This window comes from Pseudomonas protegens (genome assembly GCF_003363755.1).
In the GTDB taxonomy this organism is placed as follows: domain Bacteria; phylum Pseudomonadota; class Gammaproteobacteria; order Pseudomonadales; family Pseudomonadaceae; genus Aquipseudomonas; species Aquipseudomonas danubii.
In genome coordinates this window covers 2,654,938-2,669,398 of the sequence record NZ_CP031396.1, presented here as the reverse complement: position 1 = coordinate 2,669,398, position 14,461 = coordinate 2,654,938, and the positions used below count along the sequence as shown (strand labels likewise).

Genomic DNA, 14,461 nt, shown 5'->3' with positions numbered 1-14,461 from the left:
CCAGCTCCGGGCTTAGCGGTTGCGCAGGCTGTCCAGCAACTTGTGAGTAGGGTAGCCGTCTGCGGGCCAACCCAATGCTTGCTGGGCGCTACGAATGGCTTTGCGGGTGTTGGCTCCGATGATGCCGTCGGGGTTGCCGGCGTCATACTGGTTGGCGTTGAGCAGGCCCTGCAATTCGATGCGCTCGGAGCGGCTCAGGGGCAGGTCGTCCTTGGGCCAGTCGCCACTGATCAGGCCGGCGCCGCCGAAGCGGTCGGACAGCAGGTTGACTGCCAGGGCGTAGGACGATGAGTTGTTGTACCTGAGCACCGCTCGGAAGTTATCCAGGATCAGGAACGCCGGCCCCCGATAACCCGCAGGCAGCAGCAACGAGGCGGACAATTGCTCTGATCCGTAAGGCAACGCCTTGCCATTGGCGGTTGTCATCCCCAGGCGCATCCACTCGGCCACGGTCTTGCGGGTGGACGCATCGGCCAGGGCATAGTCGAAGCCGCTGTTGAGCTGGACTTCAACACCCCAGGGCTGGCCCTTTTGCCATCCTGAGCTTTGCAGATAGTGAGCGGTGGAGGCCAGGGCGTCGGCCGGGCTGTTCCAGATATCGCGCCGACCATCGCCGTCGAAGTCCACAGCGTGGGTGTTGTAGGTGGTTGGAATGAATTGGGTCTGGCCCATGGCCCCGGCCCAGGAACCCAGCATCTTCTCTGGCTGGATATCGCCGTGTTGAATGATCTGCAAGGCGGCAATCAGCTGGCTGTTGGCAAAGGCCGGGCGTCGTCCTTCATACGCCAGGGTTGCCAGGGAGCGAATCACCGACTTGTTGCCCTGGAAGTCACCGAAATTGCTCTCCATGCCCCAAACGGCCACCAAGGTCTGGCGATCAACCCCATAGCGCTGTTCGATCCGTTGCAGGATGTCGCTGTACTGGACCAGCAGTGCCTTGCCCTTGCGTACCCGTACCGGGGACAGCGCCCCATCCAGGTATTCCCAGACGGGGCGGGTGAATTCCGGTTGGCTGCGGTCGGCCTTGATCACGCTCATATCCGGGGTGATCCCGGCGAAGGCACGGTCGAATACATCGGCGCGAATCCCGGCGCCCAAGGCTTCGGCGCGGAATGCGTTCATCCATTCATCGAAGGTCTGAGTGGGCTGGATGTCCAGATTGTCGACGGCCAGTGGTGCGACGGTGGCAGGTGCGGCAAGGGGGGCTGCCTGGAGGTTGGGTAGCGGCTGGGCGTCGGCGGCAGTGGGTTTCTCCGCGCAGGCGACGAGTAGAACAAGGCTGGAGGCAGCGATCAGTTGGCGCATGTGCCAACGACGAGAAAGACAAAAGGGCATGCACAGGTCCAGAGAGAATAACAATCAGGTGCAGACCTTATCATGCCAACGGGGTTCAGGGCTTTAGGCGGCCAGAAAGTAAGAAGCCTCCCAGCTTTTAGACTGGAAGGCTTCGCGGCGGTAGCTGCCTTTGCCCTTGGCCGGGCGTTCCTGACGGCTGCGGAACAGTGGCTGGGCGATGATGGATTTGGCCTTGTTGGGGCCATGCTTGGATGGCTTGCTCATGGTGAGTGCTCGCTGTTTCAGGAATAGAAGTGTTGCGGCGCGAATCATCGGCCAGAGTGGAGTTGCTGTCTAGGGTCTGTTCCCGTTTGGTGACGAGCCGCGTTGCTGGGTCAAACGAGAACAGACCCTAGTGCAAGCAAAAGATAAGTAGCGCGATTATTCGGCAGGCAGGGCCAGGCGTTGGCCGGCCATCAGCAGCGACAGCCGGCTCAGGCTGCTCCAGGGCGAACCACTGGCTTGGCCCTTGATCTGGGCATCAATGCGCTGGGCATCCAGTAGCAATTGGCCCCAACGTTGCGCCGAATAGCGCTGCAAGGCTTTGCTCATCAGGGGTTTGCGCTTGTCCCAGACGGGAGGGCGAGCCTGACTGAACACCTTGTCCAGTGGTACACCCTGGCTGAATTGCAGTGCCAGGTTGGCCAGCAGTCGCAGTTCCCGGGACAGGGCCCAGAGAATGACCGGCGGTTCGACGCCTTCGCCCCTCAGTCCCTCAAGCATGCGCAAGGCATGGGCGGCCTCGCCGTTGAGAATCGCATCCACCAGCCCAAACACGTCGAAGCGAGCGCTATCGGCCACGGCGGCCTGTACCGTTTCGACGGTGATCTGCCCGCCTTCGGCCATCAGCTTGAGCTTTTCGATTTCCTGTGCGGCCGCCAGCAGGTTGCCTTCTACCCGGGCGGCGATCAGCTCCACGGCGTCCTGGCTGGCGGACAGGCCGGCCTGTGACAGGCGCTGACGAATCCACTGTGGAAGCTGGTTGGCGTCCACCGGCCAGATCTGCACGAACTGAGTCTGGGCACCTTCGACCAGGGCCTTGCCCCACTTGGTCTTCTGTGCGCTGCCGTCGAGCTTGGGCAGGCTGATCAACAGCACCGTGTCTTCGGCCGGACGCGAACAGTATTCGATCAGTGCTGCTGCACCCTTGTCCCCAGGCTTGCCCGAAGGCAGGCGCAACTCCAGCAGGCGCTTTTCTGCGAACAGCGACATGCTGGCCCCCGCTTGCAGCAGGGTGCCCCAGTCGAAGCTGGCATCGGCGCTGAAGACCTGGCGCTCGTCGAATCCCTGCTGGCGCACGGCAGAGCGAATGGCGTCGGCGGCTTCCTGGCACAGCAGGGGATCGTCGCCGCTGATCACGTAGACCGGCGCTAGTGTGCCTTGCAGGTGTTTGCCGAGTTGGGCGGGGGCGAGTTTCATAGGCGGGGGCCAGAGGGGCGCCTGAGCGCCCCGCAAGGCTTACTGGTTCGGCAGTTCCAAGGGAGACTGTTGCGGAGTTTCCGCCTCAGCCTTGCGTGCGGCTTCCAGGGCCTCGGCTTCTGCCTTGGCTTTGGCCTCGGCGGTAGCCTGCAACTGAGCAAGCTGTTCCGGGGTCAGCAGTTGCAGGCGGATCAGCATGCGCTGGATCAGGTCGCGACGCATTTCCTTGCGGGTTTCCGACGATTCCTGATCCGAACCGGTGATGTTGTTGCCGTCGTGCAGGAAGACTTTCTGCACTTCCAGCTTGTCGTTGAGCAGGTGCAGGTTGTCGTGAGTCAGGATCTCGTACCTGAGGGTTGTGCTGATCTCGTATTCGGCCGAGCTGCCACCGCCGGTGTAGCTGAGCGTGCGCTGGGAGTTCTCCTCATTCAGCAGCACCAGCTTGTAGGGCGCGCCGGCATGGACCCGTACGCCACTGTTTTCCAGTTGCTGCTGGAGCATTTTCACGGTGGTGCCGTAGGCGTCCCGAGCACTCAGGTCGAGCTCCTTGATGGTCAGCTCCTGGGTTCCCGTGCCGCGCAACTGGAAGCCACAGGCGCTCAGCAGAACAGCCAGGCCCATCACCAGCAGGTTACGTTTGATCATGTATTGCTCCCCTTGAAACCATATGGGCCAACCTTGTGGCCCTGAAGGTTTTGTTCGGCGCCCGGTCCCGGACCGGGCGCCCGATCCAATTAGCTGGCGACGATGTTGACCAGTTTGCCAGGCACCACGATGACCTTGCGGATGGTCAGGCCTTCGGTGAAGCGCAGCACGTTCTCGTTGCTGCGCGCCGCGGTTTCGACTTCTTCACGGCTGGCGCTGGCCGGCATTTCGATCTGGCCGCGCAGCTTGCCGTTGACCTGGATGACCAGTTGCAGGCTGTCCTGAACCAGGGCGCTTTCGTCCAATACCGGCCAGCCGGCGTCGATCACCGGGTCGGCGTGACCCAGGCGATTCCACAGTTCGTGGCTGATGTGCGGGGTGATCGGCGCCAGCAGCAAGGTTACGGTTTCCAGACCTTCCTGAACCAGTGCGCGATCCTGCTCGGTACCTTGCGGGGCTTTTTCCAACACGTTCATCAGCGTCATCACCTGGGCGATTGCGGTGTTGAACTTGTGGTTCTGACCCACGTCGTGGCTGGCCTGCTTGATGGCTTGATGGATCGAGCGGCGAATGGCTTTCTGCTCGTCGTTCAGGCTGGCGATGTCCAGTGTGCCCGGCAGGCCCTGTGTGACATGTGCTTGAGCCAGGCGCCAGACGCGCTTGAGGAAACGGTGCGAGCCTTCAACGCCGGAGTCCGACCATTCGGCACTCATGTCTGGTGGCGAGGCGAACATCATGAACAGGCGGCAGGTGTCTGCGCCGAACTGGTCAATCATCGACTGTGGGTCGACGCCGTTGTTCTTCGACTTGGCCATCTTCTCGGTGCCGCCGATTTCCACCGGCAGGCCGTCCGCGATCAGCTTGGCGCTGATGACCTTGGCCTTGCTGTCGCGTTCGAGTTCGACGTCCGCCGGGTTGAACCAGGTGTAGGCACCGTTGGCTTCACGACGGTAGTAGGTCTCGGCGATCACCATGCCTTGGGTCAGCAGGTTCTTGAATGGCTCGTTGGAGCTCACCAGGCCTTCGTCACGCATCAGCTTGTGGAAGAAGCGCGCGTAGAGCAGGTGCAGGATGGCGTGTTCGATACCGCCGATGTACTGGTCCACCGGCAGCCAATGGTCGGCTGCCGATTTTTCCACCAGGCCGCCTTCATAGTGCGGCGAGGCGTAGCGGGCGTAGTACCACGACGATTCGACGAAGGTGTCCATGGTGTCGGTTTCACGCTTGGCCGGTGCGCCGCATTTCGGGCAACTGCACTCGTAGAACTCAGGCATGCGTGCCAGGGGCGAACCGGCGCCGTCCGGCACCACATCTTCCGGCAACACGACCGGCAATTGGTCTTCCGGCACCGGCACATCGCCGCAGCTGTCGCAGTGGATGATCGGGATCGGGCAGCCCCAGTAACGCTGGCGGCTGATGCCCCAGTCGCGCAGGCGGAACTGGGTACGCGATTGGCCGAGGTTCTTCTTCAGCAGGGCCACTTCGATGGCGTCGAACGCGCCGGGGAAGTCCAGGCCGTTGAATTCGCCGGAGTTGATCAGTTCGCCGTGCTCGCCGTAAGCGTCCTGCCAAGGGGCAGGCGTCTCATCGCCGGCGCTGGTGCGCACCACGGTCTTGATCGGCAGGCCGTACTTGCTGGCGAATTCGAAGTCGCGCTCATCGTGGGCTGGCACTGCCATTACTGCGCCATCGCCATAGTGCATCAGCACGTAGTTGGCGACCCAGACCGGAAGCTTCTCGCCAGTCAGTGGGTGCTCGACGAACAGCGAGGTCGGCAGGCCTTTTTTCTCCTGGGTCGCCATGTCGGCTTCGGCAACGCTGCCGCCTTTGCATTCGGCAATGAACGCCTGCAGCTCAGGGTTGTTGCGGGCGGCCAGGGTGGCCAGCGGGTGTTCGGCCGCGACGGCGACGTAAGTCGCGCCCATCAGGGTGTCGGGACGGGTGGTAAAGACTTTCAGGGTGCCGGTTTCGCCGATCGACGCCTGATCGTAAGGGAACTGCACTTCCATGCCACGGGACTTGCCGATCCAGTTGCGTTGCATGGTCTTGACCTGCTCGGGCCAGCCCGGCAGCTCGTCGAGACTCTCCAGCAGCTCATCCGCGTAGGCGGTGATCTTGAAGTAGTACATCGGGATTTCGCGCTTTTCGATCAGCGCGCCGGAGCGCCAGCCGCGGCCATCGATCACCTGTTCGTTGGCCAGGACGGTCTGGTCGACCGGGTCCCAGTTCACGGTGCCGCTCTTACGGTAGATCACGCCTTTTTCGAACAGGCGGGTGAACAGCCACTGTTCCCAGCGGTAGTAGTCCGGCTTGCAGGTGGTGACCTCACGAGACCAGTCCACCGCCAGGCCCAGGCTGCGCAGTTGGGTCTTCATGTAGGCGATGTTTTCGTAGGTCCACTTGGCCGGTGCGACGTTGTTCTTCATCGCGGCGTTTTCCGCCGGCATGCCGAAGGCGTCCCAACCCATGGGTTGCAGGACGTTTTTGCCTTGCATGCGCTGGTAGCGGGAAATCACGTCGCCGATGGTGTAGTTGCGCACGTGCCCCATGTGTAGCTTGCCGCTGGGGTAAGGGAACATCGATAGGCAGTAGTAAGTTTCCTTGCCTGGCTGTTCTCTGACTTCAAAGGACTTTTGCTCATCCCAGAACGACTGGGCGGCGGCTTCGATTTCACGGGGCTGATAGTGTTCGTGCATGGCTACTTTTGTACTGAATAGGGGTGGCCTAATCCTCTTCAACGCAACCTCGGGTAGTGATGGCGCCAAATACGGCGTTTTTCAGGGCCCGGTGGAGCTGGAAGTGGAGTTACAGGAAGCGCCGTAGCATACATGACCGCACTCTGCCGAGGGAAACCCTGATTGCTCGCGCGGGCCGTTGGTCGCGGCGGCGCGTCGCTTCCAGCTGTCCGACTAAGCTCAAAAAGGGGAGTGATTCTTATCTTCGATGAGGTGAACGGATGCTTGAGTCGCAGCGAAAAGTAACAGAACCGGAGGTGTATGAAAGGCTGCTGAATCGACTGGCTCTGGCCCTGGATGCGGCAAGAACTGCGGATCGACTGCGCAATGAACGGCCGGTCGAGTTGGAGCTGCGGGGGTTGAGCCCTGCTGAGTTCGAGTTGATCAGGGCCTACCTGGCCCGCAGTCAGCATGAAATGCAGGTCAATGTATCGGGCAGTCCGCAACACCAGGAAAGGCCCCGTTCGGCCAAGGTCATTTGGTTGAAGGATCAGGCGCCCCTCAGGGATTCGGTAAGCGTCCGGTCCCAGCAGTTCAAGTAGGTCCCGAGCCCTTTATTGGGTTGAGAGGTCGTTGCCGAGGACCTCGAAAGCGAAAGTGCCTGGCAACGGTTGTTGCCGCATGGGTATCCCCTTTAGGCTTCGAGCATCTTTTGGAGATGCTCGATGCCTTTTCGTTATTTCATCAAACAGTTACTGCTGCCGCCCGGCATTCTCTTGCTGCTGCTTCTACTGGCCTGGAGTCTGCGTCGGTCCAGGCCTCGGCTGGCGCGATGGTGCTTTGTCCTGGGCTTGGGCGGCTTCTGGTTGATGAGCCTGCCGGTAATGGTGGAATGGGGTGCCCGTGGGCTTGAACGGTTGCCGCCCTTGCCACAGAGCCAATGGGCCAGCCTGGCGGAGCAGGCGGACGCGATCGTGGTCCTGGGTTCCGGCCGTGAGCGGGGTGATCCGGCTTGGGGTTCTGATCAGCCCACGGGCGTGGGGTTGGAGCGCGAGCGTTATGCCGCGCGGCTGGCCAAGGCTTCCGGGCTGCCCCTGTTGACCAGCGGCGGCCTGCATTACGGTACGCCGCCCACCGAAGCTGCGCTGATGGCCGAATCGCTGCTCAATGACTTTGGCGTGAGCGTGCGCTGGCAGGAAGGTCGTAGCCGCACCACCTGGGAAAACGCCCAGTTCAGCGCCGAAGTCTTGCAGCCACTGGGTATCAAGCGCGTGGTGGTCGTGACCCAGGCCTGGCACATGCCCCGTTCGGTCTGGAGTTTTGAGCGCGCAGGGTTTGTTGTGGTGCCAGCACCGGTAGGATTTCTGGGCGTGGACAACGCTCGGCCGTTGGGAGGCTGGATGCCGGAGTTCAAGTCGATCTGGCAGAGCGGCCAGTTGCTGAACGAGGCGGTGGGCCAGTTAGGTTATCGCCTCTTTTATCGCTGATCACAGGGCCGACTCCAGTCGGAGCCGGCTTGCGGGCGAAGCTTTCTAAACGGTCTTGGCGATGCGGCTGGCCAACAAGGCCCAGCCAAACAGCAGGGCGCAGAGCACTGCCAGTGGCCATGAGCGCCACTGCAAGTACGGTGTCAGGTTATGCATGGGCACCACTTCGCCATAGAGAATGCCTCGTTCGAACTGTGGAATCTGCACGGTGATCTTGCCGAACGGATCAATCAGCCCGGTGACTCCGTTGTTGGTGGCGCGGATCATCCAGCGTCCGGCTTCCAGGGCGCGCATCTGCGCCATCTGCAAATGCTGAAGAGGGCCGATGGAGGTGCCGAACCAGGTGTCGTTGCTGATGGTCAGCAGCAGGTCGCTGCGGGCCGAAAGACCGGCGGCGAACTCAGGGTAGACCACTTCGTAACAGATGAACGGCGCAATCTGATACCCCTTGGCTTGCAGTAACGGCTGGTCGGCCGGGCCGCGGGCAAAATCCGACATTGGCAGGTTGAAGAAGTCGATCAGGCCACGCAGCAGCTCCTGCAGGGGCACATACTCGCCAAAGGGCACCAGTTTTTGTTTCAGGTAGGTGCCATCGCCTTCGCCGGTCACGGTGATGCCGTTGAAGTAGCGTTTTTCATGGTGCACCAGTTGGCGCACCGGAACGCCGGTAATCAATGCGGAATGACGCTCGGCGGCAAAGTTGCCCATCATCGTCAGGTAGCCCTCGGCGGACTCCTTGAGCACCGGAACCGCGGTTTCCGGCCAGACCAGCAGGTCAACCCGCTTGCTGCTGAAACTCATGTCGCGGTACAGAGCCAGTTGGGCATTGAGCTCGGCCGGGTCCCATTTCATGCTTTGTTCGATATTGCCCTGAATGGCGGCGACCGAAAGCGGATCACCCGAAGGGCTGGTCCAGGCGTGACCTTTGAGTGCCAGGCCAACTGCCCAGGGCGCAGCCAGCAGCAACAGGCCGGCGGCGATAAACCCCTTGCGTCCGGCCTTGATCAGGCGCGGCAGGTTGTAGAGCAATGCAGCGGTCAACGCCAGGGAGAAGGAAATCAGCCAGATGCCGCCTACAGGCGCGAGTCCGGCCAGGGGACCGTCGAGCTGGCTGTAGCCAGAGTAGAGCCAGGGGAAACCGGTAAGGAACCAGCCGCGAAACGCTTCCTGCCCCAGCCACAGGGCAGCGAAAGCCAGAGCATCCGCCAGCGGTGCTTCGTTGCGCCGCAGCCAGCGGGCCCAGAGCCAGGCGGGCAGGGCAAAGAACCAGGCAATGGCGGCGATGAAGGCCAGCATCAGCACGCTGGCGAGCAAAGCCGATGCGCCGCCGTAGGTGTGGATGCTGACGTAGATCCAGCTGGTACCGGCGCCGAACAGGCCGAAGCCGAAGCACCAGCCCCGGCCGAGGGCCTGGCGGGGCGTGAGCTCCCGCAGACCGGCATAGAACAGTCCTACCGCCAGCAGCGCCAGCGGCCAGATGTCATAGGGCGCCAAGGCCAGGGTGGTAATGGCGCCGGCTGCAACGGCTAGCAGGTTGCCGGGCCAGCCGGGTTGGGTTGAGCGCTGCAAGAGGCGTTTCATCAGCTCTTTCCTGTTTCGCGCCGGGCGGGGCACGAGGAGATGGGGTGGGTGGATTCAGATGAGCGGCGAATCCTGCAGCGCTGTTTGACAGTCCGCCCCCGAGATCTGTCGTCCCCAGGCCAGGTCGTTGGCCTGGGGACGATGATTCTGTGCGGGGGAGGGCTGATGCCCCTTGTCCTTAGCGGGAGATGGGGGTCAGGCGCAGCAGATGAATCCGCCGGCTGTCGGCGTTGAGCACGCGGAAGCGATAGGCGCCGATTTCAGTGATTTCGTTGCGTTTTGGCAAGTGGCCGAAAGCACTCATCACCAGGCCGCCCACGGTATCGAACTCGTCATCGGAGAAGTCGCTGTCGAAAAACTCGTTGAAGTTCTCGATCGGCGTCAGCGCCTTGATCAGGAAGTCGCCGCTGGGAAGCGGTTTGATGTAGCTGTCTTCCTCGACGTCATGCTCGTCCTCGATGTCGCCGACGATCTGTTCCAGCACGTCTTCGATGGTCACCAGGCCCGCCACGCCGCCGTATTCGTCGATGACGATGGCCATGTGGTTGTGGTTGGCGCGGAACTCGCGCAGCAGCACATTCAGGCGCTTGGACTCGGGGACGAAGGTCGCCGGGCGCAGCAGGTCCTTGATGTTGAAGCTGTCGCCGTTCTCCTTGAGGATCAGCGGCAGCAGGTCCTTGGCCAGCAGGACGCCCATCACGTCGTCATGGCTTTCGCCGATCACCGGGTAGCGCGAGTGCGCCGAATCGATGACTGCAGGCAGGAACTCCCGGGGTGTCTGGGTCGCCTTGATGCTGATCATCTGCGAGCGCGGAACCATGATGTCCCGGACTTGCAGGTCAGCTACCTGGATGGCGCCTTCGACGATGGCCAGCGCTTCGCTGTCCAGCAATTTGTTCTGATGGGCTTCGCGCAGCAGCTCCAGCAGCTCCTGGCGGTTTTTCGGCTCATGGGCAAAAGCCTGGGTCAGTTTGCCCAGCCATGACTTTTGCCCGTTGCTCGATCGATCTTCGCTCATAGCGATTGCTCTGAATCCTTGGTTGTTACAGGTGGTTGTTGATCAGCTTTCGTCGTCTGCATACGGGTCGGGGTGACCCAGCTCAGCAAGCAACGTTCGTTCCAGTGCTTCCATTTCTTCGGCTTCGTCATCATCTATATGGTCGTAACCCAACAGATGCAAGCAGCCGTGAATGACCAGATGGGCCCAGTGGGCCTTAAGTTCCTTGCCTTGTTCGGCGGCCTCGCGTTCGACCACCGCAATGCAGATCACCAGGTCCCCCAGCAAGGGGATATCCAGCAGTTCATCCGGCACGTCGGCAGGAAATGACAGCACATTGGTTGCGTAATCTTTGTGACGCCAGGTGTGATTCAGCTCACGGCCTTCGTCTTCGTCCACCAGGCGGATGGTCAGTTCCGAATCGGCGGTGCGCTGGCGCAGAGCCAGTTCGCACCACTGGCGGAACTCTTCATCGCTGGGGGCCGGCTGCTGGCTGGCGCGTTGCAGGTCAAGCTCAAGCATCGCGGCGGTTGCCTCTGTCGGCTGAAGCCTTGGCGGCCTCGTCCTCGGCTCGCAGCTCGAAGCGTTCATAGGCTTCGACAATGCGTTGCACCAGTGGATGGCGCACCACGTCCTTGGGCATGAAGTGAGTGAAGCTGATGCCGGGTACATCCTTGAGCACGTTGATCACTTGGGCCAGGCCCGACTTGGTGCCTTTGGGCAGGTCGACCTGGGTGATGTCGCCGGTGATCACTGCGGTGGAGCCGAAGCCGATTCGGGTGAGGAACATTTTCATCTGTTCCACGGTGGTGTTCTGGCTTTCGTCGAGGATGATGAAGCTGTTGTTCAAGGTCCGGCCGCGCATATAGGCCAGAGGCGCGATCTCGATGACCTGGCGCTCGATCAGCTTGGCCACCTGTTCGAAACCGAGCATTTCATACAGCGCGTCATACAGCGGGCGCAGGTACGGGTCGATTTTTTGTGCCAGATCGCCGGGCAGGAAACCGAGCTTCTCGCCCGCTTCCACGGCTGGCCGCACCAACAGGATGCGCCGCACTTGCTCGCGCTCCAGGGCATCTACGGCGCAAGCCACCGCGAGGTAGGTCTTGCCGGTACCGGCCGGGCCAATGCCGAAGTTGATGTCATTGCCGAGGATTTCTTTGACATAGCGCTGCTGATTCAGGCCGCGAGGGCGAATCATGCCTTTCTTGGTGCGCAGGGCTATGGCGGCATCGGCCACCGATGGGTTGTCCAACTCTTCCACGGCGGATTCCTGGAGGAACAGGTGTACCAGGTCCGGCGATAGCTCGGTGCCCTTGGTTTCCCGGTAGAGACGGCGCAGAAGATTTTCCGCGGAGGTGGTGTGCTTGGGTTCGCCAATCAGCTCGAACTGATTGCCGCGGTTGCGGATCTCGATCATCAGGCGCTGTTCGATCAAGCGCAAATGCTCGTCGAATTGCCCGCACAGATTGGCGAAGCGGCGAGCCTCGAAGGGCTCGAGGATGAAACGATGAGGTTCTATGGGTGCGTTCAAGGTCGTTTTTTAGCCGCCCAACGGCAATTAAGATGAATTCAAGGATAACGCCAGCGGCCTGGGTGCGAAAGCTCTTATGCGGTGCAATGGCCGGTGATGCTTTCTTTGTAGGAGTCGGCTTGCCGGCGAAGGTGCTCTTGAAGGTTTCTTCGCCGGTAAGCCCGCTCCTGCACAAGCCCGCTCCTGCACAAGCCCGTTCCTACACAAGTCAGTGCTTACGATAACAGCGAGCCGCGCAGCGAATGGGGCTGCGCCGAATCGATGTGCACGTCGGCGAACTGGCCGATCAGTGTGGGATTGTCGCAACGGAAGTTGACGATCCGGTTGTTCTCGGTACGGCCCTGCAATTCGCCAGGGTCTTTCTTGGAGTAATCGGTGACCAGAATGCGTTGGGTCGAGCCGACCATTTGTCGGCTGATCTCGAATCCTTGCTGGTTCAGGCGATGCTGCAGTGCGTTCAGACGCTCCTTCTTCAGCGCTTCGGGTGTGTCGTCGGCGAGGTCTGCAGCCGGGGTACCTGGGCGCTGGCTGTAGATAAAGGAGTAGGAGAAGTCGAAGCCTACGTCCTCGATCAGCTTCATGGTCTGCTGGAAGTCTTTCTCCGTCTCGCCGGGGAAGCCGACGATAAAGTCCGAGCTGATGCAGATTCCCGGGACTGCCGCCCGTAGCTTGCGCAGCTTGGACTTGTATTCCAAAGCTGTGTGATTGCGTTTCATCGCCGCCAGAATGCGGTCCGAGCCCGATTGCACCGGCAGGTGCAGGTGTTTAACCAGCTCTGGTACTTCGGCATGAGCCTGGATCAGGCTGTCGGAGAACTCCAGGGGGTGCGAGGTGGTGTAGCGAATTCGTTCGATACCATCGACAGCGGCGACTACGCGGATCAACTCGGCCAGGTCCGCCATGCGCCCGTCGTGGGTCTGCCCCCGGTAGCCGTTGACGTTCTGGCCCAGCAAGGTGACTTCACGCACACCGTTTTCCGCCAGGTGGATGATCTCGGCGATCACGTCGTCAAATGGCCGGCTGACTTCTTCGCCGCGGGTGTAAGGCACTACGCAGAACGTGCAGTACTTGCTGCAGCCTTCCATCACCGACACATAGGCGCTGGGGCCGTCGATGCGCGGCTCGGGCAGGTGGTCGAACTTTTCGATTTCCGGGAATGAGACATCCACTTGCGGCAGCTTGGTGGCGCGAGCGACGTCGATCATTTCCGGCAGGCGGTGCAGCGTCTGCGGGCCGAAGACCACGTCCACGTAGGGCGCTCGATCACGGATGGCCGCGCCTTCCTGACTGGCCACGCAGCCACCGACGGCGATCACCATGTCCGGGTTGGCCAGCTTCAGCTCGCGCCAGCGCCCCAGTTGCGAGTACACCCGGTCCTGGGCGCGCTCGCGAATGGAGCAGGTGTTGAGCAGGATGACGTCAGCGTCTTCGGCGCGGGCGGTGACTTCCAGGGCCTGATGTTCACCCAGTAGGTCTACCATGCGCGAGCTGTCGTACTCGTTCATCTGGCAACCGTGGGTTTCGATGTAAAGCTTCTTGGCCATGGACCTCGGTCTCACGTGATTCAAAGAACCGCGCATTATAGGGGCCATACCTACAGGTTCCTAGCGTTGTGCATCGGGTAGCTATGCTATAGTTCGCGCCCTATTTTTGTCCCCCGATGTGTTGCCCGCCCACCATGACCAAACGTGAAGCCCCAATCTATAAGGTGATTTTTCTCAACCAGGGCCAGGTGTTCGAAATGTACGCCAAGCAGATCTATCAAAGTGATCTGTGGGGCTTTCTGGAAGTGGAAGAGTTCGTCTTTGGCGAGCGCACGCAAGTGGTCGTCGATCCGAGCGAAGAAAAACTCAAGGCTCAGTTCGAAGGCGTTGTGCGCAGTTTTGTGCCGATGCATTCGATTGTGCGCATCGACGAAGTGGAGCGCCTAGGCACACCGAAGATCAGCGAGGCTCGTGGCGTAAGCAACGTCATGCCGTTTCCCATGCCAATGCCCGAAAAGTAAGCCTGGTTTGCGTAGGCGCCAGTTTGCCGGTGAGTGGCGCGAAGCGGTTACGGCAGGGGCGAGAAAGGCGAACGCCCATCGGCGCTTTGCAGTTCCATCAGGTATTTACGGAAGATCTGCCCCAGCACCTGGGTCGCAACTTCCAGTTCGTCACGCTGCATGTGCTCGGCGACTTCGTCGGCGGTGTCCAGGGCGTCTTCGGCACCATTGACCGCAGCCATCTTCAGCACGATGTAGGCTTGAACGTTGTTGGCCGGCACGCCTTCGCCGTGGAAGAACATGGTGCCGAGCTTGAACTGCGCCTGGGCATGGCCTTGCAACGAGGCCTTTTCGAAATAGCTCAGGGCTTGATTGAGGTCCTGCGGCGCGCCTTTACCCTCGTAGTAGAACTCACCCAACTCGTATTGCGCCTGTGCATCCCCTTCATCGGCGGCTTTCTGGCACGCGGCTAGCGCCTCGGCCTGTTCCTGTGCCTGGGGATCGAGGGTGCAGCGACCCATCGCTGGGATCAACAACGAGTTGCCGCCTGCTTGTGCGTGCGCGAGCAGGGGCTGAAGGAGCAACAGGCAGCCCAATGTCAGGGCGCGGCCGGTGCGGTTCATGGGAATCGACTTACCTCTGAGGGGCGCGCGGACCCGGCGAGGGGGTCCAATAAGCGCGCATTATGAAATAAGCAGGGCCAACCTTACAAAGTCTTTACTCGTTTTTCTGCTGCGTGGCCGCGATATCCGCTGGTTTGCCGCGTATTTCCCCCTTTGCCAAGGGAAAGTTCGAGTAAAGCAC

14 protein-coding genes are annotated in these 14,461 nt (G+C 61.1%); 3 read left to right on the top strand and 11 right to left on the bottom strand.

Annotated features, from left to right (window positions below):
• Window positions 1-12 precede the first annotated feature (12 nt).
• The 5 genes from DWF74_RS11865 to leuS form a co-directional block, all read right to left on the bottom strand.
• On the bottom strand, window positions 13-1,335 hold the full coding sequence (locus DWF74_RS11865) for a lytic murein transglycosylase (protein WP_115581008.1): 1,323 nt from the start codon (window positions 1,333-1,335) through the stop codon (window positions 13-15).
• A gap of 63 nt (window positions 1,336-1,398) precedes the next feature.
• Complete coding sequence (gene arfA, locus DWF74_RS11860; protein ID WP_007927093.1) at window positions 1,399-1,560, bottom strand: alternative ribosome rescue factor ArfA; 162 nt, start codon at window positions 1,558-1,560, stop codon at window positions 1,399-1,401.
• A gap of 156 nt (window positions 1,561-1,716) precedes the next feature.
• Window positions 1,717-2,754: a DNA polymerase III subunit delta gene (gene holA / locus DWF74_RS11855; protein ID WP_115581007.1), complete on the bottom strand. Its 1,038-nt coding sequence runs from the start codon at window positions 2,752-2,754 to the stop codon at window positions 1,717-1,719.
• Between the two features lie 39 nt (window positions 2,755-2,793).
• A complete protein-coding gene (gene lptE / locus DWF74_RS11850; protein WP_102865356.1) occupies window positions 2,794-3,399 on the bottom strand; it encodes an LPS assembly lipoprotein LptE in 606 nt (201 codons plus the stop codon).
• An 89-nt stretch (window positions 3,400-3,488) separates the two neighbouring features.
• On the bottom strand, window positions 3,489-6,095 hold the full coding sequence (gene leuS / locus DWF74_RS11845; RefSeq protein WP_115581006.1) for a leucine--tRNA ligase: 2,607 nt from the start codon (window positions 6,093-6,095) through the stop codon (window positions 3,489-3,491).
• Window positions 6,096-6,355: 260 nt separating this feature from the next.
• Between leuS and DWF74_RS11840 the strand changes: the two genes are divergently transcribed.
• Both DWF74_RS11840 and DWF74_RS11835 read left to right on the top strand, forming a co-directional pair.
• Window positions 6,356-6,676, top strand: a complete 321-nt coding sequence (locus DWF74_RS11840; protein ID WP_102865358.1) for a hypothetical protein — start codon at window positions 6,356-6,358, stop codon at window positions 6,674-6,676.
• Window positions 6,677-6,799: 123 nt separating this feature from the next.
• Window positions 6,800-7,561, top strand: a complete 762-nt coding sequence (locus DWF74_RS11835; RefSeq protein ID WP_102865359.1) for a YdcF family protein — start codon at window positions 6,800-6,802, stop codon at window positions 7,559-7,561.
• Window positions 7,562-7,606: 45 nt separating this feature from the next.
• Here the strand turns inward: DWF74_RS11835 and lnt are convergent, their stop codons facing one another.
• The 5 genes from lnt to miaB all read right to left on the bottom strand — a co-directional run bounded on the left by lnt (window position 7,607) and on the right by miaB (window position 13,217).
• Window positions 7,607-9,142, bottom strand: a complete 1,536-nt coding sequence (gene lnt, locus DWF74_RS11830) for an apolipoprotein N-acyltransferase (RefSeq protein ID WP_430757465.1) — start codon at window positions 9,140-9,142, stop codon at window positions 7,607-7,609.
• A 178-nt stretch (window positions 9,143-9,320) separates the two neighbouring features.
• On the bottom strand, window positions 9,321-10,160 hold the full coding sequence (locus DWF74_RS11825; protein WP_011063653.1) for an HlyC/CorC family transporter: 840 nt from the start codon (window positions 10,158-10,160) through the stop codon (window positions 9,321-9,323).
• 42 nt (window positions 10,161-10,202) lie between these two features.
• On the bottom strand, window positions 10,203-10,661 hold the full coding sequence (gene ybeY, locus DWF74_RS11820; protein WP_102865360.1) for an rRNA maturation RNase YbeY: 459 nt from the start codon (window positions 10,659-10,661) through the stop codon (window positions 10,203-10,205).
• Window positions 10,654-11,673 carry a PhoH family protein gene (locus tag DWF74_RS11815; RefSeq protein ID WP_102865361.1) on the bottom strand — a complete coding sequence of 340 codons (1,020 nt, stop codon included), beginning with the start codon at window positions 11,671-11,673 and terminating at the stop codon, window positions 10,654-10,656. Before DWF74_RS11815 ends, ybeY begins: the two co-directional genes overlap by 8 nt.
• Window positions 11,674-11,888: 215 nt before the next feature.
• Window positions 11,889-13,217, bottom strand: coding sequence for a tRNA (N6-isopentenyl adenosine(37)-C2)-methylthiotransferase MiaB (gene miaB, locus DWF74_RS11810; RefSeq protein WP_162884095.1), 1,329 nt, complete (start codon window positions 13,215-13,217; stop codon window positions 11,889-11,891).
• Window positions 13,218-13,351: 134 nt separating this feature from the next.
• On the opposite strand from miaB, the gene DWF74_RS11805 reads away from it, so the two are divergent.
• The gene (locus DWF74_RS11805; protein WP_007927079.1) at window positions 13,352-13,678 is read left to right on the top strand and encodes a DUF1820 family protein; all 327 of its coding nucleotides are present in this window, start codon (window positions 13,352-13,354) and stop codon (window positions 13,676-13,678) included.
• 47 nt (window positions 13,679-13,725) lie between these two features.
• Here the strand turns inward: DWF74_RS11805 and DWF74_RS11800 are convergent, their stop codons facing one another.
• Window positions 13,726-14,280, bottom strand: a complete 555-nt coding sequence (locus tag DWF74_RS11800) for a tetratricopeptide repeat protein (RefSeq protein ID WP_102865363.1) — start codon at window positions 14,278-14,280, stop codon at window positions 13,726-13,728.
• Window positions 14,281-14,461 lie beyond the last annotated feature (181 nt).

Bases quoted from the DNA above. Each gene is read 5' to 3' on its own strand.
- DWF74_RS11805 (WP_007927079.1), top strand. From the start codon at position 13,352: ATGACCAAACGTGAAGCCCCAATCTATAAGGTGATTTTTCTCAACCAG.
- DWF74_RS11865 (WP_115581008.1), bottom strand. From the start codon at position 1,335: ATGCCCTTTTGTCTTTCTCGTCGTTGGCACATGCGCCAACTGATCGCT.
- DWF74_RS11800 (WP_102865363.1), bottom strand. From the start codon at position 14,280: ATGAACCGCACCGGCCGCGCCCTGACATTGGGCTGCCTGTTGCTCCTT.
- ybeY (WP_102865360.1), bottom strand. From the start codon at position 10,661: ATGCTTGAGCTTGACCTGCAACGCGCCAGCCAGCAGCCGGCCCCCAGC.
- DWF74_RS11840 (WP_102865358.1), top strand. From the start codon at position 6,356: ATGCTTGAGTCGCAGCGAAAAGTAACAGAACCGGAGGTGTATGAAAGG.
- lnt (WP_430757465.1), bottom strand. From the start codon at position 9,142: ATGAAACGCCTCTTGCAGCGCTCAACCCAACCCGGCTGGCCCGGCAAC.
- holA (WP_115581007.1), bottom strand. From the start codon at position 2,754: ATGAAACTCGCCCCCGCCCAACTCGGCAAACACCTGCAAGGCACACTA.
- arfA (WP_007927093.1), bottom strand. From the start codon at position 1,560: ATGAGCAAGCCATCCAAGCATGGCCCCAACAAGGCCAAATCCATCATC.
- miaB (WP_162884095.1), bottom strand. From the start codon at position 13,217: ATGGCCAAGAAGCTTTACATCGAAACCCACGGTTGCCAGATGAACGAG.
- DWF74_RS11825 (WP_011063653.1), bottom strand. From the start codon at position 10,160: ATGAGCGAAGATCGATCGAGCAACGGGCAAAAGTCATGGCTGGGCAAA.
- lptE (WP_102865356.1), bottom strand. From the start codon at position 3,399: ATGATCAAACGTAACCTGCTGGTGATGGGCCTGGCTGTTCTGCTGAGC.
- leuS (WP_115581006.1), bottom strand. From the start codon at position 6,095: ATGCACGAACACTATCAGCCCCGTGAAATCGAAGCCGCCGCCCAGTCG.
- DWF74_RS11835 (WP_102865359.1), top strand. From the start codon at position 6,800: ATGCCTTTTCGTTATTTCATCAAACAGTTACTGCTGCCGCCCGGCATT.